The organism is Paenarthrobacter sp. A20, from assembly GCF_024168825.1.
GTDB lineage: Bacteria > Actinomycetota > Actinomycetes > Actinomycetales > Micrococcaceae > Arthrobacter.
Map to the genome: position 1 here is coordinate 1,119,977 of NZ_JALJWH010000001.1, position 23,540 is coordinate 1,143,516.

The 23,540-nt window shown below is 64.1% G+C and carries 25 protein-coding genes; 15 read left to right on the forward strand and 10 right to left on the reverse strand.

The features are described 5' to 3' along the window. From J3D46_RS05365 to J3D46_RS05375, 3 genes are all read left to right on the forward strand, one after another. On the forward strand, positions 1 to 174 hold the full coding sequence (locus J3D46_RS05365) for a hypothetical protein (RefSeq protein ID WP_200846829.1): 174 nt from the start codon (positions 1 to 3) through the stop codon (positions 172 to 174). Between the two features lie 129 nt (positions 175 to 303). Beyond that, entirely contained in the window at positions 304 to 630 is a 327-nt protein-coding gene (locus J3D46_RS05370; RefSeq protein ID WP_211711044.1) for an Lsr2 family protein, read from the forward strand. 361 nt (positions 631 to 991) lie between these two features. Continuing rightward, entirely contained in the window at positions 992 to 3,484 is a 2,493-nt protein-coding gene (locus J3D46_RS05375) for an ATP-dependent Clp protease ATP-binding subunit (RefSeq protein WP_231339706.1), read from the forward strand. A gap of 88 nt (positions 3,485 to 3,572) precedes the next feature. Here the strand turns inward: J3D46_RS05375 and J3D46_RS05380 are convergent, their stop codons facing one another. Next, complete coding sequence (locus J3D46_RS05380; RefSeq protein WP_253465535.1) at positions 3,573 to 4,259, reverse strand: TetR/AcrR family transcriptional regulator; 687 nt, start codon at positions 4,257 to 4,259, stop codon at positions 3,573 to 3,575. A gap of 109 nt (positions 4,260 to 4,368) precedes the next feature. On the opposite strand from J3D46_RS05380, the gene J3D46_RS05385 reads away from it, so the two are divergent. Then, positions 4,369 to 5,586 carry a glycosyltransferase gene (locus tag J3D46_RS05385; protein WP_253465539.1) on the forward strand — a complete coding sequence of 406 codons (1,218 nt, stop codon included), beginning with the start codon at positions 4,369 to 4,371 and terminating at the stop codon, positions 5,584 to 5,586. A 132-nt stretch (positions 5,587 to 5,718) separates the two neighbouring features. Then, a complete protein-coding gene (locus J3D46_RS05390) occupies positions 5,719 to 7,821 on the forward strand; it encodes an alpha/beta fold hydrolase (protein WP_253465542.1) in 2,103 nt (700 codons plus the stop codon). Positions 7,822 to 7,831: 10 nt separating this feature from the next. Here the strand turns inward: J3D46_RS05390 and J3D46_RS05395 are convergent, their stop codons facing one another. Then, a complete protein-coding gene (locus J3D46_RS05395; protein ID WP_231339702.1) occupies positions 7,832 to 7,984 on the reverse strand; it encodes a hypothetical protein in 153 nt (50 codons plus the stop codon). A gap of 143 nt (positions 7,985 to 8,127) precedes the next feature. Between J3D46_RS05395 and J3D46_RS05400 the strand changes: the two genes are divergently transcribed. The 9 genes from J3D46_RS05400 (at position 8,128) to J3D46_RS05440 (ending at position 13,931) form a co-directional block, all read left to right on the forward strand. Beyond that, positions 8,128 to 8,637: an amino-acid N-acetyltransferase gene (locus J3D46_RS05400; protein WP_231339701.1), complete on the forward strand. Its 510-nt coding sequence runs from the start codon at positions 8,128 to 8,130 to the stop codon at positions 8,635 to 8,637. A 170-nt stretch (positions 8,638 to 8,807) separates the two neighbouring features. Beyond that, entirely contained in the window at positions 8,808 to 10,256 is a 1,449-nt protein-coding gene (locus J3D46_RS05405; RefSeq protein WP_253465545.1) for an FAD-binding oxidoreductase, read from the forward strand. Positions 10,257 to 10,280: 24 nt separating this feature from the next. Next, the gene (locus tag J3D46_RS05410) at positions 10,281 to 10,457 is read left to right on the forward strand and encodes a hypothetical protein (RefSeq protein WP_253465548.1); all 177 of its coding nucleotides are present in this window, start codon (positions 10,281 to 10,283) and stop codon (positions 10,455 to 10,457) included. Between the two features lie 154 nt (positions 10,458 to 10,611). Further along, positions 10,612 to 11,613, forward strand: coding sequence for a dihydroxyacetone kinase subunit DhaK (dhaK, locus tag J3D46_RS05415; RefSeq protein WP_231339698.1), 1,002 nt, complete (start codon positions 10,612 to 10,614; stop codon positions 11,611 to 11,613). A gap of 2 nt (positions 11,614 to 11,615) precedes the next feature. After that, positions 11,616 to 12,272 carry a dihydroxyacetone kinase subunit DhaL gene (dhaL, locus tag J3D46_RS05420; protein ID WP_231339697.1) on the forward strand — a complete coding sequence of 219 codons (657 nt, stop codon included), beginning with the start codon at positions 11,616 to 11,618 and terminating at the stop codon, positions 12,270 to 12,272. Further along, entirely contained in the window at positions 12,269 to 12,946 is a 678-nt protein-coding gene (dhaM, locus tag J3D46_RS05425) for a dihydroxyacetone kinase phosphoryl donor subunit DhaM (RefSeq protein WP_253465551.1), read from the forward strand. The genes dhaL and dhaM overlap by 4 nt, the downstream gene beginning before the upstream one ends. Before the next feature lie 89 nt (positions 12,947 to 13,035). Continuing rightward, positions 13,036 to 13,212: a CsbD family protein gene (locus J3D46_RS05430; protein ID WP_144653226.1), complete on the forward strand. Its 177-nt coding sequence runs from the start codon at positions 13,036 to 13,038 to the stop codon at positions 13,210 to 13,212. Positions 13,213 to 13,304: 92 nt separating this feature from the next. Beyond that, the gene (locus tag J3D46_RS05435) at positions 13,305 to 13,565 is read left to right on the forward strand and encodes a DUF4235 domain-containing protein (protein ID WP_253465554.1); all 261 of its coding nucleotides are present in this window, start codon (positions 13,305 to 13,307) and stop codon (positions 13,563 to 13,565) included. 3 nt (positions 13,566 to 13,568) lie between these two features. Further along, complete coding sequence (locus J3D46_RS05440) at positions 13,569 to 13,931, forward strand: VOC family protein (protein ID WP_253465557.1); 363 nt, start codon at positions 13,569 to 13,571, stop codon at positions 13,929 to 13,931. A 13-nt stretch (positions 13,932 to 13,944) separates the two neighbouring features. Here the strand turns inward: J3D46_RS05440 and J3D46_RS05445 are convergent, their stop codons facing one another. Further along, on the reverse strand, positions 13,945 to 14,457 hold the full coding sequence (locus tag J3D46_RS05445; RefSeq protein ID WP_231339694.1) for a glyoxalase/bleomycin resistance/extradiol dioxygenase family protein: 513 nt from the start codon (positions 14,455 to 14,457) through the stop codon (positions 13,945 to 13,947). An 88-nt stretch (positions 14,458 to 14,545) separates the two neighbouring features. On the opposite strand from J3D46_RS05445, the gene J3D46_RS05450 reads away from it, so the two are divergent. Further along, positions 14,546 to 15,352, forward strand: a complete 807-nt coding sequence (locus J3D46_RS05450; protein ID WP_253465559.1) for a helix-turn-helix domain-containing protein — start codon at positions 14,546 to 14,548, stop codon at positions 15,350 to 15,352. On the opposite strand, the gene J3D46_RS05455 is transcribed toward J3D46_RS05450, so the two are convergent. The 7 genes from J3D46_RS05455 to J3D46_RS05485 form a co-directional block, all read right to left on the reverse strand. Continuing rightward, the gene (locus J3D46_RS05455) at positions 15,312 to 16,691 is read right to left on the reverse strand and encodes a cation:dicarboxylate symporter family transporter (protein WP_374110832.1); all 1,380 of its coding nucleotides are present in this window, start codon (positions 16,689 to 16,691) and stop codon (positions 15,312 to 15,314) included. The two genes, J3D46_RS05450 and J3D46_RS05455, sit on opposite strands and share 41 nt — an antisense overlap. Positions 16,692 to 16,833: 142 nt before the next feature. Next, positions 16,834 to 17,316, reverse strand: coding sequence for a hypothetical protein (locus tag J3D46_RS05460; protein WP_253465566.1), 483 nt, complete (start codon positions 17,314 to 17,316; stop codon positions 16,834 to 16,836). 111 nt (positions 17,317 to 17,427) lie between these two features. Next, positions 17,428 to 18,378 carry an A/G-specific adenine glycosylase gene (locus J3D46_RS05465; protein ID WP_253465569.1) on the reverse strand — a complete coding sequence of 317 codons (951 nt, stop codon included), beginning with the start codon at positions 18,376 to 18,378 and terminating at the stop codon, positions 17,428 to 17,430. 69 nt (positions 18,379 to 18,447) lie between these two features. Beyond that, a complete protein-coding gene (locus J3D46_RS05470; RefSeq protein ID WP_231339689.1) occupies positions 18,448 to 20,043 on the reverse strand; it encodes an aldehyde dehydrogenase (NADP(+)) in 1,596 nt (531 codons plus the stop codon). A gap of 37 nt (positions 20,044 to 20,080) precedes the next feature. Then, positions 20,081 to 20,995 (reverse strand): 5-dehydro-4-deoxyglucarate dehydratase, encoded by a 915-nt coding sequence (kdgD, locus tag J3D46_RS05475; protein ID WP_231339688.1) that lies wholly within the window; start codon positions 20,993 to 20,995, stop codon positions 20,081 to 20,083. 52 nt (positions 20,996 to 21,047) lie between these two features. Next, positions 21,048 to 22,223 (reverse strand): hypothetical protein, encoded by a 1,176-nt coding sequence (locus tag J3D46_RS05480; RefSeq protein WP_231339687.1) that lies wholly within the window; start codon positions 22,221 to 22,223, stop codon positions 21,048 to 21,050. Then, positions 22,217 to 23,506 carry a glucarate dehydratase family protein gene (locus tag J3D46_RS05485; protein ID WP_253465571.1) on the reverse strand — a complete coding sequence of 430 codons (1,290 nt, stop codon included), beginning with the start codon at positions 23,504 to 23,506 and terminating at the stop codon, positions 22,217 to 22,219. The genes J3D46_RS05480 and J3D46_RS05485 overlap by 7 nt, the downstream gene beginning before the upstream one ends. Between the last annotated feature and the right edge of the window lie 34 nt (positions 23,507 to 23,540).

Genomic DNA, 23,540 nt, shown 5'->3' on the forward strand with positions numbered 1-23,540 from the left:
ATGGAGTACATCGCAGTCCTTGCGCCGTCAATCGTTGTGGGATTGATCTTCTGGTTTGCCATGAAGTCGATCTTCAATGCGGACAAATCGGAACGCCAGGCGGAAGCCCGCGCCCAGGCCGAAGCGAATTCGAAAAATTCCGGTCCGGCATCCGAAGGACCAGCCACTAAATAGGCTCCTAAATGGGCCCCACTTACAGGGGAATCCATTTGTGCTTTGACGTGCATGCTTGCCGTGAACGATAATCAACAAAGGAATCCGGGGAATTTCTGATTATCCAACCCTCCAAAAGAGAGGCAACTCATGGCACAGAAAGTAAAAATCATCCTCGTCGATGACCTGGATGAAGGGGCTGCGGACGAGACTGTCCGCTTCGGCCTGGATGGCGTGAGCTACGAGATGGACTTGTCCACCGCCAACGCAGCTTCGCTTCGGAAGGCCCTGGAACCGTACGTTGCCAAGGCCCGGAAGACTTCTTCCGGCCGAGCCACACGGGGTCGGGCGACAGCTGCCCGAAGCCAGGATTCCGCACAGATACGGCAGTGGGCCCGCGACAACGGGTACACAGTCAACAGCCGCGGACGTATTCAGGCTGAAATTCAGGAAGCCTACCAAAAGGCCAATTCCTGATTCACCGCTTCAATGCCCCGGCAGTCGCTGCCGGGGCATTGGTTGTTTAACGGATGTGGTTTGTTGGGGTTCCGGCGTCGTCCGCGGGGTGGGATATTCCGGGAATCACGCGCTCCTCGACCGCCCGAATACCAGCCCTATTGGGGTTATCGCAAAGCCATGCCGCGAAATAGTCCTGCACCGATACTCCTGGAAGTGGCCAAGCGGCGGTTGGCAGCATGTCACCGTCGTCCGGCGGGGTCAAGGGGGAGCGTCCGATTTATTCCACCGCAGCGTCATGTTTCCCCTGTGGCGAACACGCTCCAAAAGTGTTGCTCCGGCACGTAGCATCAAAGTACGTCGTAGCTAGGAGTGTGGCGAAATGTTTGAGAGATTTACGGACCGTGCCCGTCGCGTGGTCGTCCTTGCCCAAGAAGAGGCACGGATGCTCAACCACAATTACATCGGTACCGAGCACATCCTCTTGGGTCTGATCCACGAGGGTGAAGGCGTTGCTGCCAAGGCGCTCGAGTCCCTGAGCATTTCGCTCGATGGCGTTCGCGAGCAGGTACAGGAGATCATCGGCCAGGGCCAGCAAGCCCCGTCCGGTCACATCCCCTTTACTCCGCGCGCCAAGAAGGTGCTTGAGCTTTCCCTTCGCGAAGCACTGCAGCTCGGCCACAACTACATCGGTACTGAGCACATCCTGCTCGGCCTCATTCGCGAAGGCGAAGGCGTGGCCGCCCAGGTGCTGGTCAAGCTTGGCGCAGACCTTAACCGGGTCCGCCAGCAGGTCATCCAGCTGCTCTCCGGTTACCAGGGCAAGGAGACCGCTGGCAGCGGCTCCGGCCAGGGCCAGCCGGAAGGTACTCCTGCCGGTTCGGTGGTGCTTGACCAGTTCGGACGCAACCTCACCCAGGCTGCCCGCGAGAACAAGCTGGATCCTGTAATCGGCCGCGAGCAGGAGATGGAACGCGTCATGCAGGTCCTCTCCCGCCGTACCAAGAACAACCCCGTACTGATCGGTGAGCCTGGCGTCGGTAAGACTGCCGTCGTCGAAGGCCTCGCCCAGGCGATTGTGCGCGGCGATGTCCCGGAGACCATCAAGGACAAGCAGCTGTACACGCTTGACCTTGGTTCCCTGGTGGCTGGTTCCCGCTACCGCGGCGATTTTGAAGAGCGCCTGAAGAAGGTCCTCAAGGAAATCCGCACGCGCGGCGACATCATCCTCTTCATCGACGAGATCCACACCCTCGTTGGTGCGGGTGCTGCCGAAGGTGCCATTGATGCTGCGTCCATCCTGAAGCCGATGCTCGCCCGTGGTGAACTCCAGACCATTGGTGCCACCACGCTGGATGAGTACCGCAAGCACATTGAGAAGGACGCTGCTCTTGAGCGCCGCTTCCAGCCGATCCAGGTCAAGGAACCCTCTGTCGCGCACGCGATCGAGATCCTCAAGGGCCTCCGGGACCGTTACGAGGCACACCACCGCGTCACGATTACCGACGGCGCCCTCGCCTCGGCTGCGCAGCTGGCCGAACGCTACATCTCGGACCGCTTCCTGCCGGACAAGGCGATCGACCTCATCGATGAAGCCGGTGCACGCCTGCGCATCCGTCGCATGACCGCTCCGCCGGAGCTCAAGGCCATGGATGAGCGTATTGCCGACGTGAAGATGGAGAAGGAATCCGCCATCGACGCCCAGGACTTTGAGGGTGCTGCCTCTCTGCGTGACAAGGAGCAGAAGCTCATTGCCGAACGCGCGGAGAAGGAACGCAACTGGAAGTCCGGCGGCATGGACGACATCTCCGAGGTTGACGAAGACCTGATTGCCGAAGTTCTTGCGAACTCCACCGGCATCCCGGTCTTCAAGCTCACCGAGGAAGAGTCCTCGCGCTTGCTCAAGATGGAAGACGAACTGCACAAGCGCGTCGTAGGCCAGAACGAGGCCATCAAGGCCCTGTCGCAGGCCATCCGCCGCACCCGTGCAGGCCTGAAGGACCCCAAGCGCCCCGGTGGCTCGTTCATCTTCGCCGGCCCAACTGGCGTCGGCAAGACCGAGCTTGCCAAGGCCCTCGCCGAGTTCCTGTTCGGTGAAGAGGACGCCCTCATCACGCTGGACATGTCCGAGTACTCCGAGAAGCACACTGTTTCACGTCTCTTCGGTGCACCTCCGGGCTATGTTGGCTACGAAGAAGGCGGCCAGCTGACCGAGAAGGTCCGTCGTCGTCCGTTCTCCGTGGTCCTGTTCGACGAAGTGGAAAAAGCCCACGCGGACCTGTTCAACTCCCTGCTGCAGATTCTGGAAGACGGTCGCCTGACCGACTCCCAGGGCCGCGTGGTGGACTTCAAGAACACCGTGATCATCATGACCACCAACCTTGGTACCCGCGACATCTCCAAGAGCGTGGCCACGGGCTTCCAGTCCGGCACGGACACCCAGACCGGCTACAACCGCATGCGGGCACGGGTCACGGAGGAGCTCAAGCAGCACTTCCGCCCCGAGTTCCTCAACCGTGTTGACGACGTCGTGGTGTTCCCGCAGCTGACGCAGGACGAGATCATCGAGATCGTGGACCTGTTCGTGACCCGCCTCGAGCGCCGCCTCAAGGACAAGGACATGGGCATCGAGCTCACCCCCGCAGCCAAGGTCCTCCTGGCCACGCGTGGTTACGATCCCGCCATGGGTGCCCGGCCGCTGCGCCGCACCATCCAGCGCGAGATCGAGGACCAGCTGTCCGAGAAGATCTTGTTCGGCGAACTCCACTCCGGCGACATCGTTGTGGTGGACGTTGACGGCGAAGGTGACGAGGCCAAGTTCACGTTCGAAGGCAACGCCAAGCCGCGCATCCCGGAGATTGCTCCCACCGCGTAAGTTGCACGCTTTATCGCAAAAAGCCCCATCCGCTCCGCAAGGAGTTGGTGGGGCTTTTGTGTTGCGGTGGGTCCAGGCGGGCGGCACGCTAAGCCGGGATGCCTGCGCCTGCCAGATAGTTGGAGAGGACAGCTGCGAATTGCTCGTCAGGGTGGCCGGGTTTGACCCGCTCAGTCATGGCTTCAGCCAAGTGCGGGTAGTCCCCGGTATTCAGGGCCTCCACGAGGTACAGGACACGACCGGCTGCGGTGCTAACGCGGCCGGGGCCGGACGCGAGCTCGTTCTGCACAAAGGCTGAGGTGAGGGCGGACATCATGGCCACCGTCTGCAGTTTGGCTGGACCAGGGAGATCCACCGTCGCCAAAGCGGATACTGCAGCTTCCAGGTACCGCAATGAGTTGGGGCCCATCGACGGCCGCGTCAACAGCAAAGGTGCCAGCCACGGGTGGCGGTGCATGATGTCGCGTCCTTGGTGGGCAAGGTCCAGCAATTGGCCACGGGCGTGCCCGCTGTTGCCTGTAAGCCGGTACTCTCCGGCCACCGTGTCCATCATGAGCTCCACAAGTTCATCGTGTGATTTCACGTACCGGTAGAGGGACGCGGCGCCGGCGCCGATACCGGCGGCAACGCGTCGAATGGACACCGCCGTCAGGCCTTCTTCGTCCGCGATGCTGACGGCCGCCGTCGCTATTCCGTTCCGCGAATGCTCCGGCTTGGGTCCGACGGTTGAACGTTCCGGGCGCCGCCAGACGTCCGTGGGATCGTGATCAGGCAATCCAGCACCGCCTTTCATCCGGTTGGAGTGATTTGTTCCTGGTCCCATTCCACTATATTCTTAATTGCGAACGGTGATCGCAATTTACGAAGTTTGGGAAAGGGATGGCATGCGGGTACTCATGGTGGCTCCGGGGACACGAGGGGACGTGGCGCCCATGGCCGGGTTGGGAAGCCGCCTGCAGGACCTGGGGTACGAGGTCGCCATTGCCGCCAACCCCGCCTACATGCCTCTAGTTGTTGAGTCCGGCTGTGAGTTCAGGCTGCTGCCCGGGGACCTGACGGAGCTGATCAAGCAGCCGGCTCCCGGCGCGAAGGCCTCGCCCGGGAGCCTGCGTGGCTTTTGGCGGAAGCTCAGTGCTTACATGGACGACGCCGCCACGGGGACCCTGGCTGCTGCGGAGGCCGGCGCGGACGTGATCCTGGCCAATTCGGTGGCGCCCTATGCCTATGACATCGCCGAGGCCTTCGGTATCCCGGCCATGGGGGCCCACCTTCAGCCGACGGAACCGAGTGCGGCATATCCGCCGGTATTGATGAATTCGGCCCGAAGCCTGGGGGCGTGGGGAAACAAGATCATAGGTGAGCGCGCAGCTGCTGGTCCGGCTCCCTACGACGCCCCCAGCGCGCGCCTCCGCAAGTCGCTGGGGCTGGGCAAGGAAAGCCGGGCAGCCGGTGAGCGCCGTCGTCGCAAAGCGCAGGCGACTATTCTCCACGGCATCAGTCCCTCTGTTCTGCCCAGGCCCGCTGATTGGCATGCGGGATTGGTGATGGCCGGATATTGGTGGCCGCCGGAGCGTTCAGGCTGGGAGCCCTCCGCGGACCTGGTGGACTTTCTCGCAGACGGTCCAGCACCCGTCTTCGTTGGTTTCGGCAGCAGTGCGCACATTGATCCCGGTTTCATCCTCGAGGCCACGCGTCGTGCCGGAGTTCGGGCTGTTGTGCAGGGCGCGGATGGCATGTTGGGCGATGATGCCATGGGCGTTGGAACTCTCCCGCACGAGTGGCTGTTCCCCCGCATGGCTGCTGTTGTTCACCACGCCGGCGCTGGAACCACCGCCGCCGGCCTGCGTGCGGGCGTGCCGTCGGTAGGCGTTCCCGTGTATACGGACCAGCCGCTCTGGGCCTCGCGGATCGCGACCCTGGGCGCCGGTCCCCAGCCGCTTCCGTACAAGAAGCTGACCCCGGAGCGCCTTGGTGACGCCATCGCCGAAGCCGTGACAACGCCGTCGTACGCGCAGCGGGCAGCTGAAGTGGCGTCCTCCATTGCGCTGGAGGATGGAACCGTGCCGGTGGTCGAAGCCCTGCGGACACTCCCATCCAAGTAGCAGTACAGTGCGTCTTGAGCGCTCATAAGGGACTGTGCTGAGACTTAGTTGGGTGCGGGATATGTGAAAGTACTGTTTCACTGTGAGTGAACCACTCTGTGATCGGCAGCACAATGCGTGTTGAATCGGATGATGGACTCTGCTGACACTCACGCCCAGGGCGAACAGCCCGAAACTCCCTTTCACGATCTTGACCACTACCTCGCCATCCCGCGGGTTGGCGGACTCACCCTCAGCCCCGATGGCAAGCGACTGGTCACCACCGTGACCACGCTGAACGGCAAGGGAACCGAGTTTGCCGCTGCGCTCTGGGAGCTGGACCCCAGCGGCCGGAACCACGCACGCCGTATCACCCGCAGTTCCAAGGGCGAGGCCGGCGCCGTCTTTGCTGCCAACGGCGACCTCTACTTCACCTCCGCGAGACCCGATCCGGACAGCCCCGACGCCGACCCCGTGAACGCGCTGTGGCTGCTGCCCGCCGATGGGGGAGAAGCCCGAGTGGTGCACTCCCGGGCCGGCGGCATCGGTTCCGTCATGGCTGCGAAGGATGCCGACGCGACGTTTATCAACGCCGAGGTCCTGGCGGGATCCGCGGACGAAGAAAACGACGAGGAACGCCGCAAGGCCCGCAAGGACAACAAGGTCTCGGCCATCCTGCACAGCGGCTACCCGGTCCGGTACTGGGATGCCGACCTTGGCCCCGCTGAACCGCGGCTCTTCGCCGTGGAGCAGGGCGAAGAGAAGGACCCTGGGAAGCCTTCCACCGTTGACGCCGCGGCACCGCTCCAGCTGCGGAACCTGACGCCGGGCGTCGGCAGTTCCCTGCGCGAGGCCAAAACAGTGGTGAGCCCGGACGGCAAAACCATCTACACCAGCATGACCAAAGCGCTCGCGAAAGCCGACAGCCGCGAGGTGCTCGCCGCCGTCGACGTGGCCACCGGCAACGTCAAGGTGCTGCTGGACCACGAGGGCATGAGCTATTTCCCGGGGCCCGTCAGCCCGGATAACAGCACGCTGGTTGTTGAAAGCGAAAGCGATACGACGCCCACCCAGGCTCCTGAAGTAAAGCTCCATCTCCTCAATGTCGCCGGCGGCGAGACCGCGGACCTGGAGCCGTTGGCACATCAGTGGGACCGCTGGGCTACCGTGCTCGCCTGGCTTCCTGACGGCAGTGCGGTTCTGGCGAAAGCGGACGACGACGGCGCGTCGCCGGTTTTCCGGATAAACGTCGCGGATGGCGCGGTCACGCGGGTGACGCAGGACGCCTCCGCCTATTCCGACGTCGTGGTTTCTCCTGACGGAACCACCGCGTACGCGCTGCGAAGCTCGTACGAGTTCCCTGCCGAAGCCGTGCGAATCGACCTCTTCAGCGGTGAAGTCCTCCGCTTGCAGGCGCCAACGGAGCGGCCCGCATACAAGGGCCGGTTGGAGCGGGTGGAGACCACTGCGGAGGACGGCTCGCGGGTGCCCGCATACCTCGCCCTCCCGGAAGGCGCGTCCGCAGAGGCCCCTGCTCCGCTCCTGCTGTGGATCCACGGTGGACCGCTGGGCTCGTGGAATGCGTGGACGTGGCGTTGGAACCCCTGGCTGCTGGTGGCTAAGGGTTACGCCGTGCTCCTGCCCGATCCCGCGCTTTCCACCGGCTACGGCCAGGAGTTTATCCAGCGCGGATGGGGTGAGTGGGGCAAGAAGCCGTACACGGACCTCATGGCCATCACTGATGCAGTGGTGGACCGGGCGGACATTGACCAGACCCGGACCGCGGCCATGGGTGGGTCCTTCGGCGGCTACATGGCCAACTGGGTTGCCGGGCAAACCGACCGCTTCAAGGCCATCGTCACCCATGCCAGCCTGTGGGCGTTGGACCAGTTCGGCCCCACCACGGACGCGGCCCAGTACTGGCTCAAGGAAATGACTGCCGAGATGGCGATGGCGAACTCGCCGCACCTGAACGTGGGCAACATCAAGACGCCAATGCTGGTGATCCACGGCGACAAGGATTACCGGGTGCCGATCGGCGAAGGCCTGCGTCTTTGGTATGAACTACTCTCCTCATCGCAGCTGCCAGCTGACGAGAATGGCCAGAGTCCGCACCGTTTCCTCTACTTCCCGGACGAGAACCACTGGATCCTGCAACCGCAGCATGCCAAGGTTTGGTACGGCGTGGTGGAGCACTTCCTGGCGAAGCAGGTGCTCGGCGAGGACCTGCCGGTTCCTGAGGAGCTGGGGCTGTAGAAGGCCTTCGTCAGCCCGCCGGCATCCGGTGGATTGCGGCGGCGTAGGCGTCGAGGACTTCGAAGATGCCGCGGTGCTGCCACACGCGGTTACGGCCGCGGCCTGACGATTCGGTCAGTACGCCGCGGTCCGTGAGGGCATCGAGTGCACGCAGTGCCGCCATCTCACCGAGCCCGGCCTTACCAACATTTACTGGGATAAGTGTTGGTAAGGATGACGATGTGCATGACGTCGCGAACTGCCGGGCTATGGTCACGCAGCAGAGCTGATGGCTCCGACGCGTGGCTGCCTCGTTAGGATGGGGGAGTGAATTCGACCTTTAGCCTCCGCCCTGCCCGCACCAGCGATGTGGCGGCTATCAAGAGGCTTGTGGCGCCCTTGGCCGAGGAGCGGATCCTCATGGCCAAGGAGACTGTGGCGTATTACGAGAGTCTCCAGGAATTCAGGATCGCCGAGTCTGATGCCGGTGAGGTCATTGGCTGTGGAGCCCTGCATGTGATGTGGGAGGATCTTGCGGAAATCCGTACCCTCGCTGCCGCGGACTCCTGGCGTGGGCGGGGCGTGGGGCACGTCCTTGTGGAGAACCTGCTGGAAGAGGCGCGGTTGCTTGGCGTGAGCCGTGTGTTCTGCCTGACGTTTGAAGTGGACTTCTTCAAGCGCCACGGATTCGAGGTCATGGCGGACCAGTCGGCTGTGGACCCGCAGGTGTACTCCGAGCTGCTGCGCTCGCATGACGAGGGTGTGGCCGAGTTCCTGGATCTTGCCCGGGTGAAGCCGAATACCCTGGGCAACACCCGCATGATCAAGCAGCTCTAACGCCCTCATTCCGCACTCCCGGTAGCTGATTTCCCGCTGGAATGGCGTGTTGATCAACCCTGCCCGATTATGAGTGATTTAATACCTCTTTTCTTATCTAAAGTTGATGGATAAACTGGTCAAGGCTTGCTGGGGAAGCTTCCACCACATCGGTCAATTGAGAGAAGATCATGCAGTCCCACGCGTCCTTTTCAGATGTTTCAGAACTCCAACTCAGCGTGCGCGGTCCAGTGTTCACGCCTGCCGATCCCGGCTTCGCCGCCGAAGTAGCGGCATTCAATTTGTCCACTCAGCACCAGCCGGACCTCGCCTTCGGCGCCCTCGACGCAGAGGATGTCTCGGCGGCCGTTCGCTGGGCAGCCGAACGCGGTTTGCCCGTGTCCGTGCAGTCCACCGGGCACGGTGCCACCAACGCTATTGAAGGCGGCCTGCTGATCAGCACCCGCCGCATGCTCGAGCTCAGTATCGATCCCCTGGAGAAGACGGCCCGCGTGGGTGCGGGCGTGCGCTGGAAGGCTGTGGTGGAACTCGCCGGGACCTTCGGCCTGATGGGGCTTTGCGGTTCAACCACTGATGTTGGCGTGGTGGGATACACCCTGGGCGGCGGATTGCCCATACTGGGCCGTAAATACGGCTTCGCCTCGGATCACGTGATCGCGTTCGAGATCGTCACGGCGGACGGCGCCCAGCGCCGGGTGACCAAGGACGAGAATTCGGAGCTGTTCTCCCTCCTGCGCGGCGGCAAGGGAAACCTTGGCATCGTCACCGCCATGGAATTCCACTTGTTCCCGGCGGCTGATCTCTACGCCGGTGGGATGTACTTCGACGGCGGGTACGCCCCGGAAGTCCTGCGCGCATTCAGGGATTGGGTGCCGTCGCTGCCAGTGGAAGCATCGGCGTCCATGGCGTTCCTTCGACTTCCGGACATGGACATGATTCCGGAGCCGTTGCGCGGAAAATTCGTCATCCATCTCCGCTACGCCTACCAGGGCGACCTGGCAACGGCAGCGGAAGTCCTTGACCCCATGCGTCATTGTGCCCCGTTCATGATGGACGCCACAGGGCCCCTGGACGCCACCCAATTCGACACGATCCACCAGGATCCGGATCAGCCGGTTCCGGTGCGGGAGCACGGTTTCCTGCTGGATCGGCTGGACGACCAAGCCGCAGACACCTTGTTGCGGCACTTTGGCCCCGGCGTCGAAAGTCCTGTGTTGCTGGCAGAACTCCGTCTCCTGGGTGGTGCGCTGGCCAGGAGCGGAGACGGGGAGGACATCGTGGGTGGGCGCGACGCAGCGTTCAGCTTCTTCATGGGTGCGATCGCCGTTCCGCCGGTTATTGACATACTGCCGTCAGTCTTCAATGCCGTCCATGAAGACCTTCGACCCGCTGCGAACGCGGGGACCTTCGTGAACCTGCATGGCCACTTTGTGGACGCCGAAGACAGGGAGCGGCCGTGGCTGCCCAGCGCGCGGGAGCGGCTCCGCAAGGCAAAGGCTGAGCTGGATCCGAAGAACATGTTCAGCTTCGGACACGTGGTGGGGCTTCCGGTGATCGACCAGACGGTGCTGCTTGAAGACGTAGTGACTGCCGGTGGCGACGCCGTCCTGAACAGCTAAGCGGTGTAGACAATGAACAACCGCGTGACGTTCCCCGACTTCTCCGCTTTTCAGATCGACATCCCGCATGGTTCATGGCCGCATGAGGCATCGTGGACGGGCGACCGCCATTCCGACCCCGACCTGTACTCGGCCTTTTGGTCCGAATTCCATGCGAGGCAGGAAACGGAGGCGGTGACCGCGCCACGGGCCGAGGAGTAGGACCGTGACCGGGAACTAGGAAGGACGGAAGGGGTGGCTCCTGGAAGCTGCCCCTTCCGCTATTTAAGCCCTGCGACCGCCTCAGGGCCTACCGTGGCCCGGGCCGCCGGTAGTAGGGTCAGAGCACCAGCCACAGCACGCCCAGGAGCATCCCATGAAAAAGCTCATCAATGATCCACGCGCAGTGGTGGACGAATCCGTCGAAGGCTTCGGCATGGCACATGCCGACATCGTGGACGTCCATCCCGAGCCCAAATACGTCATTCGCAAAGGTGCGCCGATAGCGGGCAAGGTCGCCTTGGTATCCGGTGGGGGCAGTGGTCACGAGCCGCTGCACGCAGGTTTCGTTGGGCTCGGAATGCTCGACGCCGCTGTCCCCGGCGCTGTTTTCACCTCGCCCACACCCGACCAGATCATTCCGGCGACCGTCGCGGTGGACTCAGGTGCCGGCGTCGTCCATATCGTGAAGAACTACACCGGCGACGTCCTGAACTTCGAAACCGCTGCCGAGATGGCGCAAGCCGAAGGGGTGCACGTGCGTTCGGTCCTGGTGAACGACGACGTCGCGGTGGAAGATTCGCTGTACACGGCGGGCAGGCGAGGGGTTGGCGGAACTGTCATGGTCGAGAAGATCGCCGGTGCCTCCGCCCAGCGCGGCGACGACCTTGATACGGTCACCGCCATTGCCGAGCGAGTGGTGGCAAACGTTCGGACCATGGGCGTCGCCCTGTCCGGATGCACGGTGCCGCACGCCGGGACGCCGAGCTTTGAGCTTGCGGACGACGAGATCGAGATTGGCATTGGCATTCACGGCGAACCGGGCCGGCACAAGATCGCGATGGAAAGCGCAGATGCCATCACGGACCGGCTGCTGGAGCCCGTCCTGGAGGACCTCGCCTTGGCCTCCGGGGAGAAGGTTCTGCTGTTCGTCAACGGCATGGGCGGAACACCACAAAGCGAGCTGTACATCGTCTACCGACGCGCAGCCCAGGTCCTCGCCGAACGCGGCGCCATCGTGGAGCGTTCCTTGGTGGGTAACTACGTGACGTCCTTGGAGATGCAGGGCTGCTCCGTCTCCGTGCTCCGCCTCGACGACGAGCTCACCAGGCTGTGGGACGCCCCCGTCCACACCGCGGCGCTGCGGTGGGGAGCTTGAGCGTGGGCTTGAACGTTGATTGGGCACTTGACTGGTTGAAGCTCTCCGCCAAAGCGATGTCGGAGCACCGCATGGAGCTGATTGAACTGGATCGGGCCATCGGCGACTCGGACCATGGCGAGAACATGGACCGCGGGTTCCAGGCCGTCCTCCAAAAACTCGATGAGACCCCGCCGGAGACACCTGGAGCGGCGCTCAAGGTCGCGGCGATGGCTCTTATGTCCAAGGTTGGCGGAGCGGCAGGACCGCTCTACGGCACGGCGTACTTGAGGGCAGCCACCTCGCTGGGGGAAGCCGCCGATATTGGTGCCGAGGCTTTGGCGGAGGCCCTTGCCGCCGCGCGCGATGGCGTAGTGGCCCGGGGCAAAGCCGAGCTTGGCGACAAGACCATGATCGATGCGTGGACGCCCGCAGTTGAAGCGGCCCGGAAAGCCGTGGCAGGAGGTGCCGACCCGGTAGGCGTGCTGGAAGCGGCCGCAGAAGCTGCGGAGACCGGCGCCATGGCCACGGATCCCTTGGTGGCCCGCAAGGGCAGGGCCAGCTATTTGGGGGAGCGCAGTGCAGGTCATCGCGACCCTGGCGCCGCTTCGACGGCGCTGCTTCTTCGCGCTGCCGCCGCCGCGGCTGGTTCCAGCGATACAGGAACAGACGCCGTATGACCGTTGGGATTGTGGTGGTCTCGCACAGCAGCAAGATCGCCGAAGGCGCAGTGGAACTCGCCGCCCAGATGGCGCCCGACGTCGACCTCGTCGCCGCCGGGGGCACGGACGACGACCGGATCGGAACCAGCCTTGAGAAGGTGCTGGCCGCCGTCGAGCAGTCCCTGGTTGATTCCGGCGGCGACGGGGTGGTGGTGCTGACGGACCTGGGTTCCGCAGTGATGACGGCAGAGTCAGCCATGGAGTTCGCCAGTGAACCCGACTCCGTGCTGCTGGCCGATGCGCCCCTGGTGGAGGGACTCGTGGCCGCGGCCGTCGCAGCGCAGGGCGGTGCCGGCGTCGAGGATGTGCGAAAGGCGGCAGAGGCCGTGGGCTTCCGGGCCGCTGGGCCGGCTGAGGTCGCTGATGCGGGCAAGCCTGACGCGAGCGGCGGGTTCGAGCTCATCAACCCCCTTGGCATGCACGCGCGGCCGGCCGCGAAGATCGCCGGTGGCCTGTCCGGACTGGATGCGGAGGTGACGGTCAACGGCGTCGACGGCATGTCCATTATGGCGCTCATGGCGCTCGCCGCGGGCAAGGGCTCCACTCTCAGGGTCGAAGCTCGTGGCAAGGACGCGGTGAAGGCTGTTGACTATGTTGGGCGGCTGGTGGCGGAAGGGTTCGGCGAGCTCTAGACGCGCCGATTTTCTGCCAAATATTGCTAAGTATGCTGATTAGTGGTGTTGTAGAGGTACAAGGTTCCTACTACGAAAGAGGTGCGACCATGGGTGCCGACGACAAGATGGAGAATGCCGGCGAGAAGCTTGGCGGCAAGGCCAAGGAAGCTGCAGGCAAGCTGACGGACGACAAGGGCCTCGAAGCAGAAGGCAAGGGTGACCAGGTCAAAGCAGACCTCAAGGGCGCCGGCGAGAAGCTGAAGGACGCGTTCAAGAAGGACTAGGAATGTGGACAGGGCCGCTGCGGTTGCAGTGGCCCTGTCTTGTTGTGTGGGGCCTCGCTACGGGGCCTGCTATCTGATGGAGGATCTTTTTCGTGAACATACTGGTAAAAGTGTTTGGCCTGGCAATTGGCCTCGGCGCCGGCGCGCTCGCAAACAAGACGCTGGAAGGCCTCTGGGAGAAGAAGACCGGCAAGCCTGCCCCCAAAGACAGCACGGACCTCAGTGACTCACTCCCCGGCGTGCTGGTCTTCGCGGTAGTTTCCGCAGGTGTCGGCGCCATAGTTCACGTCCTCACCCAGCGGGGCACCAAGAGGGCCCTGGCCCGTATGAAGAAGACTGCAGACGAGGTTTAACACATGGCTATAGCTAAATACCCGAGTGTCGTTATCGATTGTCCTGACGCTGCTGCCTTGGCCGCCTTCTACGGCGAGCTCCTTGGGTGGGAGGTGTCCGAGGAAGACGGCGGATGGCTCGATGTCCGCCCCGCCGATCGCAGCAACTGCATCTCCTTCCAGCAGGTGGAGGTCTACCAGGCGCCGGTATGGCCGGGGCAGACAATCCCCCAGCAGATGCACTTTGACATGATCGTGGAGGACCTGGACAAGGGTGAGGAGGTTGCCCTCTCGCTGGGCGCCACCAAGGCGGACCATCAGCCCGGCGAAACCTTCAGGGTATTCCTGGACCCCGCCGGGCACCCGTTCTGCCTATGCCTGACGTAACGGTCCACGGATCCTAGCCCTGCTGCGCGGCCCACTCCTCTACCCGGCGGTTGCTCTCCTCCTCCGAGAGGTCTTCGACGCGGGTCATGATGGACCAGCGAACGCCAAACGGATCGCGGATGCTCGCGTAACGGTCACCTGAGACGAACGTGGTCAGCGGCTCCCGGATGGTCGCGCCGGCCTGCTCTGCCTTGTGGACAAGTCCGTCGGCATCGGAGCAATACAGGCCCATGGAGTAGCAGTCGTTTTCGCCCTCCGGTGCCGGGACCAGGTGGTACTCCGGGGTGGGTTCGCCCAGCTGGAGGTGGCCGTTGCCGAAGTCGAGTTCGGCGTGCACCACAACCCCACCCATCTCGGTCTCGCCCACCACTCTGGCGCCAAACACATCCCGGTAGAACGTGATCGCTTCCTTGGCGTTGGGTACAGCGAGGAACGGTGTAAGGCTGGTCAGTCCGTTCGGGATACCGTGTGTGGTGTGCTGGCCGTTGGCGGCGGTGGTCGCTTCGGTGCTTGTAGTATCTGTCATGGTTATGACGCTACGTGCCTGGTGAGGGCAGGCGCTTGGAGATTCGCGACGGGTTTTCGCGAGAGGCATGGTTCCTGGGAAGGCTCCAATGACGGATTCATTCAAAGGCATCCTCTACCCCGCGCGGCTGCCCACTTTTCATCGCCTTCCCGCGCCCGCCGCCGTGGCGGATCTGGTCCAGTGGTTCTGGATTCCCGAGTGGGACATCGAACCTGGCCGCTCGTCCCGCCAGCACGTCATCGCCTACCCGGCGTCCAATCTGGTGGTGCAGCCTGCTGATGTGGTCTTTTCGGGACCCACAACCCGTGCCGCTTACCGGGACTTGACTGGTAAAGGGTGGGCCGTAGGCGCCTTGCTGCGTCCGGCAGCTGTTCCACTGTTTACGGATGCTCCCGGCACTGTCCTGGACACGGAGGTGGCGATGGAGCTGGGGGAACTGCATGCGGACGTCTCCGGCGCCATGAACGCGCGCCCCGGCCAAACAACGCACGACGGCGGCACCCACCGCGGGCGGGCAGTGGAAGCTTTTGCTGCGTGGCTGGCTTCCTTGGGTGTTGTGCCCTCCGAAGAGGCTTTGCTCGCCAACCGGATGATGGACATCATCGCCTCCGCGCCTGAGGTGGTCCTGCTTGAGGACGCGGCTTCCCGTCTCGCGGTGTCCCCGCGAACGCTTCAACGGATCGCGAAGAAGTACGTTGGGTTGAGTCCCACGGCCCTGATCCGGCGACGAAGACTGCAGGATGCCGCGGAGCGCGCCCGGTCCGAGCCGACAGCGGACCTTTCCGCGATCGCCGTCGAACTTGGCTACGCGGACCATGCGCACCTGACGAACGACTTCCGGAAGTACCTGGGCTTCACGCCGAGTACGTATCGGAGGTCAGCTGCGGAGTCTTGAGTGCCGCCGCCGGAGGTTCGGCCGGCACGACGGTGACGTCCGGCGTCGGGTCCTCCCCGCGGAAGGCGGCCAGCATCGCCTCGCGGTCGAATTGGCCCTCCCATTTGGACACCACGAACGTGGCAACGCAGTTGCCGAGAAGGTTGACCACAACACGCATGGAGTCCATCAACCGGTCCGCTCCCAGCAGGAGTGCGACCCCCGCCACCGGGAAGATCCCAAGTGCTCCGGCCGTCGCGGAGAGGGCAAGGAATGCTGAGCCGGGGACGCCGGCCATACCCTTGGACGTCAGCATCAAGACGCCCAGGGCGGCCAGCTGCTGTCCCAGATCCAGGTTGTGGCCGAAGGCCTGGGCGAGGAAAAGGAGTGAGATGGAAAGGTAGAGTGCGGCGCCGTCGAGGTTGAAGGAGTAGCCGGTGGGCACCACAAGTCCCGTAGTAGCCCGCGAGCAGCCTGCGTTGGTCAGTTTGGTCATGATCCGGGGGAGCACGGATTCTGTGGAGGCCGTTCCCAGGGCAAGCATGAATTCTTCACGGGAGTACTTGATGAACTGCCACAGGGGAACGCGGGGATAAACCCAGGCCACCACAAAGAGCAGGCCGATGAAGACCAACGCTGAGCCGTAGCACGCAGCCACCAGAAGTGCATAGGTGCTCAGGGAGCTGAGCCCGTACTGGCCGATGATGAAGGCCATGGCACCGAAGGCGCCAACCGGGGCAACGCGCATCACCCAGGACATGATTTTGAAAAAGAGCTCCAGCGTCGTCTCCATGAGGTCGATGACTGGCTTGCACTTCTCGCGGCCCACCACCACGATGGCCGCGCCAAAAAAGACGGCGAAGCACAAGACCTGCAGCAGGGTGTTGGAGGCGAATGCCCCCACGACGCTGGTGGGGATGATGCCCAGCAGGAACTGTCCCGCGTCCTTGGGCGGGGCGGTGGTGGTCTTGGCGTTCACAGCGTCCTCGGACAAGGAGACCGGGTCGATGTTCAGGCCGGCGCCCGGCTGCACAATGTTGGCGACGACCAGCCCGAAGGCCAGCGCGAAGAGTGTGGCAGCCGTGAAGTAGACCAGTGCCTTGACGCCCACCCGGCCGACCGACTTCACGTCTCCCACGGCGGAGATTCCCGTGACAATGACCAGGAAGATCAGGGGCGCGATGATCATTTTGATGAGCTGGATGAAGCCATCGCCGAGTGGACGAAGCGCGGAGCCGACGCTTGGCCATAAGTACCCTATGGCGATGCCCAACACCACGGCCACCAGGATCTGGAAGAACAAGGACTTGTATAGCGGCTTTTTCGCTGGTGCGTTCACGGTGGGTGCGGGGATCTTCAAGAGGGCGCCTATCTTTGCGAGGGCCACGGCAGGGTCGCGGCTGGGATCACACATGACGCTATGAGGGCCTTGTTTCCGGATTGCTAATTCTGTGGACTCCTTGTGTTTAATATCGGAATCAAGTTTTCAGGATGCGGAAACTCTAGGTCTGGCTCAGGCCGCCCGCATCAAGCACCACACCCGCCGAAATCACCCGGCCGCATTGTTCGCCGTAGGGATAGTCGCCCTTCGGCGTCAACGTCAGCGTCCGCACGGGCAAGGCTATGCCGGCTGGGGAGGTGCCGCTCACGGTTGCCTCGATGGCTGATTCGGAGATCGAGGGCATTTCCAGGAAGCCCTGCAGGGTCCCGTCAGGCGACGAGGTAGCCGAGCACACGCCCTCCGGAGAGCACCCCTGATCCACGGCGACCGAACCCGGATGCAGCACCAACTCTTTGTCCGTGCACGTACCGTCCTGGCAAGCCCTGAGTCGAAGCGAGCCAACGTCCTTCACATAGCCGGCTGACACCGTCAGGGACACCCCGGCAACATGCCCAATGGCCGGGCAGGCCACGGCCTCGGGATAGCATCCCGGAAGCAAAGCCGCCGTTCCGGCAAGCGTCAACGCCACTCCGATTCTGCCCATGATTCAGGGTAGGACTGGCTACGGCCGGTGTCGCAAGAACGGGGCAAAAGGCGCCTGCATTGTTATGCCACACCTGGGTCCGTTGTCGAAGTGAGACCCGTCCACGGAAAGCTACGCCGGAAGCCGCAACCCGCCGTCGTGCATTTCTGCCAGGCCATCCACCAAAAGCCCGTCCAGCGCGCGTTCGAGTTGTTCCGGCGCGGAGTTGAGCCGGTGCAGCGCGGCGAGCGGGATCCCGATGCCGGAAGGCGCGAACCCGAGGTCGGCCGGTGCTTGCTCGAACATCTCACGTGGCACGGGGGTATCGGCTTCGCGCAGGACGGCCATCACGGCACCGCGCACCTGGCGGTCGGTGCCGTGCCAGGACTGGCCCTTGGGCGTGTACGACGGCGGCGGCTCGCCTGCAGCAAGCCAGGCGCAGCTCGAGCGAACGGGACAGTCAGCGCACTTGGGGCTGCGGGCCGTGCAGACCATGGCGCCGAGCTCCATGACGGAAGCATTCCAGCGAACTGAAAGTTCCTGCTCAAGCGGGAGGAGCGCTTCAGCCAAGCGCATTTCGCCGGCGGTCAGGGCCGGCGCCGGCAACGCTTGGCCGGAGATGAGCCGTGCGTGGACGCGCCGGATGTTGGTGTCCACCACAGTCTCGCGGCGGCCGAAAGCAAAAGCGGCGACGGCGGCAGCTGTGTAGCTGCCGACGCCCGGCAGTCCCAGGAGCTCGGCATAGCTGTCGGGAACCTTGCCGTCGTGCTGCTCGCGGATGGCGACGGCGGCCGCGTGCAGCCGCAGGGCACGGCGTGGATAGCCGAGCCGGCCCCAATGGCGGACTGCTGCGCCCGATGGTTCATCGGCAAGGTGGGAGGGTGTGGGCCAGCGTTCCATCCAATCGAGCCACACCGGCAGCACCCGGACAACGGGTGTTTGCTGAAGCATCACTTCGCTGACCAGGATGCCCCAAGGGCTGCAATCGGGCTCGCGCCACGGCAAGTCCCGGGCGGTATCGGCAAACCAATGGTCCAGGGCATCGTGGAGCTTGGCCAGCTGGTGGGAATCGGGAAGTGTCATACTGCCATCCACTCTAGTGGAACCGGGCGAGCGGTCCCCCGATCCCTTCCGCCTGGCCGCCGGGCCTCGCTATCCCTGGGCGGAGGTCAGTCCACCGTCGATCCGCCGGTTGAGGTGCCAGGGGTTGCTGTCCCGCAGTGGAGTCGGCAGGAGTTCGTCGGGCACGTTCTGGTACGCCACGGGGCGCAGGAAACGGTCGATCGCCAGCGTTCCCACGGACGTGGTCCGACTGTCCGACGTTGCAGGGAACGGGCCACCGTGCACCATTGCATGGCCCACTTCAACACCGGTGGGCCAGCCGTTCACAATGATGCGTCCCACCTTCTGTTCCAGTACGGGGATCAGGGGCGCTGCCGTCGGATAGTCCTCCTCGGTCAGCTGCAGCGTTGCCGTGAGCTGGCCTTCAAGGCGTGCGGCGGCCTGAAGCAGCTGGTCCGTGCCGGCATAGCGGATCACCAGCGACGCCGCACCAAAGATTTCCTCATGCAGAACAGGGCTGGCCACAAAATCCCTGACCAGGGTCTCAAAGATGGCGGGAGCTGGCGCGTTCTCCGCGCTGCCCTGCGTGCCCTGGCCCAGGAGCTCGACGCCGTCTGCTGAGCCAAGTGCCCGCGTCCCTGCGTGCCATGACCCGGCAATGCCTTCGGTGAGCATGGTCTGCCCCGAGCAGGTGGACACGGCCCGTGCAACGGCGGCGGCGAGTTTGTCCCCCGCCTCGCCTTCCGGGACGAACAGGAGGCCGGGTGAGGTGCAGAGTTGACCGGAACTTCCTGTGACCGCGCTGACGTACTGCCGAGCCAGGGCATCAACGTGGCTGGCTGGTGCGTCGAGCGTGCCTTCAAAGACGAACACTGGGTTGAGGGACGACATCTCTGCGTACACGGGGATCGGCTCGGGGCGCGCGGCTGCGGTACGCATCAGGGAGATGCCGCCCGACCGGGAACCGGTGAAGCCCACTGCTTTGATGCGGGGGTCCGACACCAGGGCCTGGCCAATGCTGGATCCCGGGCCGTAGACCAAGGAAAAGACCCCCGGATGCAGGCCGAAGTCCCTGACCGCTTTGACCACGGCGTGGGCCACAAGTTCACCTGTGCCGGGGTGGGCATTGTGGGCTTTGAAGACCACCGGGCAGCCCGCGGCGAGGGCCGAGGCCGTGTCTCCTCCCGCCGTCGAAAACGCCAGCGGAAAGTTGCTGGCGCCGAAGACGGCCACTGGACCCAATGGAATCCGGCGTTGCCTGATGTCGGCACGCGGCTGCGGGGTTCGGTGGGCCAGCGCCGGGTCGATGCGGACGCCACGGAAGTCGCCCTGCCGGACCACGTTCGCGAAGAGCCGCAGCTGGCCGGTGGTTCGGGCGCGTTCACCCTGCAGCCGGGACGCCGGAAGGCCCGTCTCCTGGCCGGCGCGGATGATGAGGTCCTCACCGATAGCCTCGATGTTCTCCGCGATGGCGTCCAGGAACGCGGCGTGGGTTTGAGGGTCCAGCGTGCTGAAGGACCGAAAGGCAGCTGCAGCGGCAGACGTCGCAGCAGCCACTTGCTCTTCGCCCAGCAGTGAATAGGCGGGCCCGAGCTGTTCGTTGGTGGCGGGGTTGACGCCGGAGGTAGTTTTTCCGTTGCCGACGACGGTCTGCCCGGCAATCAGGGAATGTCCAGTGAGGTTCACGATGTTTTCGTCCTGAGGTTTGGTGGCGACGGGTTGATCAGGAAATGGTGGCGATGAGCGCTGTGAGATCCGCGAGGTCCTGCGCCGCCAGGTTCTGCAGGGGCGGGCGGACCGGGCCGGCGGATCGACCCACCGCTTCAAGCCCACCTTTGACGATGGATACGGAGTAGCCCTTCACGCGGTCGCGGATGTCCAGGTACGGGATCACAAAGTCGTTGAGCTTCTTGTTGACGGCGACGCGGTCGTTGTTACGGACGTCCTGGTAAAAGTCCAGCGCATATTGCGGAACGAAGTTGTACAGGGCGCTGGAGTAGGTGCTCATGCCCAACTGCAGTAGCGGCAGTGCGAAGGTCTCAGCCGTGGGAAGGCCGCCCAGGTAGAAGAGCCGGTCGCCGAGCTTGGCGTAGACCCGGGCATCGTGCTCAAGGTCGCCCACGCCGTCTTTGAACCCGATGAGGTTCTCATGCCGGTCGGCCAAGGTGGCCACGGTGGTGTCCTTGTAGATGGCGTTGGCGCGGTTGTAGATGATCACGCCCAGCGAGGTGGACCGGCAGATGGCGCTGACATGCTCGGTGAGCCCGGCCTGGTCCGCCTCGGTGAGGTAGGGCGGGAGGAGCAGGATGCCTTCGGCGCCAGCTGCCTCGGCGGCTTTGGCGTTGTCGATCGCCTGGGCGGTGGAGCCTCCGGCGGAGGCCAGCACTGGAACCAGGGTGCCGACTTCCTCGACGGCGGTGCGCACCACACGCTCGGATTCCGCTGGGGTGAGGGAGAAGCCCTCGCCTGTCCCGCCGGCCGCGAACAGGCCGGCCACCGGGAAGCTGGCCTGCCAAGCCAAGTGCTTACGGTAGTTCTCCTCATCGAACTGCAGCTCCGCGTCGAAGGATGTGACGGGGAAGGACAGCAGTCCTTCCTTGAGCGTGCTTGCCAGTTCCTGCGGTGTGTAGCGTGCCATGCTGTGGTCCTTTGACTGTTGTTGCCGCGGGGCGGTGAAATGATGGGTTTCTTTACAAAAAACGGATGCCGCGTGCGGCAGCATCCAGCCGGCCGGTGGACGCCAGTCCCAGGTGGTAGACGTGCAGTTCGCTGCTTCCGGCATCCAGGAGTGCGTCCCATTCGTGGGCCAGCGCTTCGGCATCGGCGGGCTTCGGCGGTAATACCAGCACGTAGGAGCCCACCGTTGCTCCGGGTGCGGCTGCGGTCATCGCGGCCACGGTGGCTGCACTGTCCGCTGCTTCCCCCCAGCAGGGGACCACGGTGCTCACCTTGTCCAGTTGGGCCCACAGCCGGCTCCGGCGCAGCGCCTCGACGGAGACAAACGGGCCGGTAGACCAGGGGTCCGGGGAGGCGTGCAGCGAGATCCGTGCAACGGAACCGGCGGTGGCCCGTAGGCAGGCGTCCAGCAGGGCGGCCGTGGCATCCCACCTGGTTTCAAGCAGCGGCAGGAATTCTGCGGCCTCGGGAGCTGTTGCGGGCGTGGTCTTCGGTGAGTCCGCCTGACGGTGGACGGCATCCCGTACCCGGGCCTGGAGGGCTTCTGCATCCAGGCCACGCGCTGTATAGGCAACCCGGCAGGCGCCGCAGAAGCATAGGGACAGGAGCGCCTGCACCCAGGGGGAGTATCCGGCACCTTCGGTCTTTTCGTGCTGGTTCTGGTGGCCGAACCCCAGCGGACCCGATGCCTCGAGGACCAGGCCGTCCGGCCGGCCGAGGTCCAGTACCTGCTCCACCAGCCGGGCGGCGTAGTCGCGAACGTCCGGCTGTGACGGACACAGGGCATAGCGGTAGGTTTCCGCGAAGGCATTCCGGACGCACAAGTCCTGGTTCCGGCTACCCACGGCACTTGAGTGGGTCAGGACTACCCAGGCGTCCACCGGGAGCCCGGCGCCGCGGACAACCTCCGCAGCCTCCGCAAAGGAATCATCCCGGCCAGTCCACCCAGCGGCATCGCCGGGCCGAAGGGCACTGCCGTCCCAGGCCTGGGTCACCGGGAGGTATAGGGCCGCGGACCCGGCATCCACCACACGGCGCGCCGGATGTCGTGGGGTAGCGGCCCGGACCGAATGGTAGGCGGCGGCCATCGCTACGCGGTGTACGCCGGTGCCCTTGATCCAAGAGGTTGCGGAAGGATCTCCCAGCACATCCCAGGGATACAGGTATCCGGTGACCTGCGGCTTTACCATCGCGGAAGATCAGCTGTGTAGTCCGGGACGAAGCGCTGCATGTAGCCAGTGTCGTCCCTGGCTGTCATCTTGGCGTCCAGGTACTGCCGGTGGAGCTCGGCCAGCTTCTCCCGATCCAGCTCCACGCCCAAGCCCGTGCCGGTGGGAACGCGGACACTGCCGTCAACGAACTGCAGGACGCCCGGCTTGACCACGTCGTTGTGTCCGTTCCACGGGTAGTGCGTGTCGCAGGCGTATGTGAGGGCGGGCGTGGCGGCGGCAACGTGGACCATGGCGGCCAGGCTGATCCCCAGATGGGAGTTGGAGTGCATGGACAAACCTATGCCGAAGGTCTGGCAGAGGGTTCCCAATTCACGCGTGTGCCGCAGGCCGCCCCAGTAATGATGGTCGCCCAGGATGACCTGGACCGAGTCCAGTTCCACGCTCCGCTTAATGTGTTGGAACGACACCACGCACATGTTGGTTGCCAGCGGCATGGCAGCCGTAGCCGCCACCTCGCCCATTCCCTCGAGCCCCGGGGTCGGGTCCTCAAGGTACTCGAGCAACCCATCGGTTTCCCGGGCCACCCACTGGGAAGTTTCCACCGTCCAGGCCGTATTAGGGTCAAGCCGGAGCGGAAGGTCCGGGAACACTTCACGCAATGCTTTGATGGCTTCAATTTCCTGGGCCGGCGGGAAGACGCCGCCCTTGAGCTTGATGGACTTGAACCCGTACTCAGAGATCATCTTCTGCGCTTGGCGCACAATGCCCGCGGGGTCCAAGGCCTCGCCCCACTCATCCGCAATGGTCGGTTTGCCGTCCATGGCGGGATGCTCTGCCCACTTGTAGAAAAGGTACGCGCTGAAGGGAACCTCGTCCCGGACTGTGCCGCCGAGTAACTCGCTGACGGTGCGTCCCGTGGCGTGGCCTTGGATGTCCAGCGCCGCCACCTCGAACGCGGAGAAGACGGCGGCCTTTTCGAACGCGGAGAGGGTGGGGTCGAGGGCTTCGTAGATGAGGTGCTCCATCATGGACGTTTCAAAGACCCCCAGGCCCTTGATGGCGTTGGCGCCCACCGCCAGGTTGTCCAGCCGGCTTTGCCCGCCGGAGCACTCGCCTAAGCCCAGCAGGCCATTGGCGGTGCGGACCTCTATCACGACGCGGTGCACCAGCGGTTCGTGCACACCCACGGCATTCAACAACGGCGGGTCGGAGAACGCGATGGGAGTAATGGTGATCTCGGTGATTTTCAGCCCGGCCGCTGTGGGGGCATGGTCTGAGGTGAGGGTGGTGCGGGTTTTCATTGAACTTCTTTCGTGGGATTGGCGGGCGGGCTGG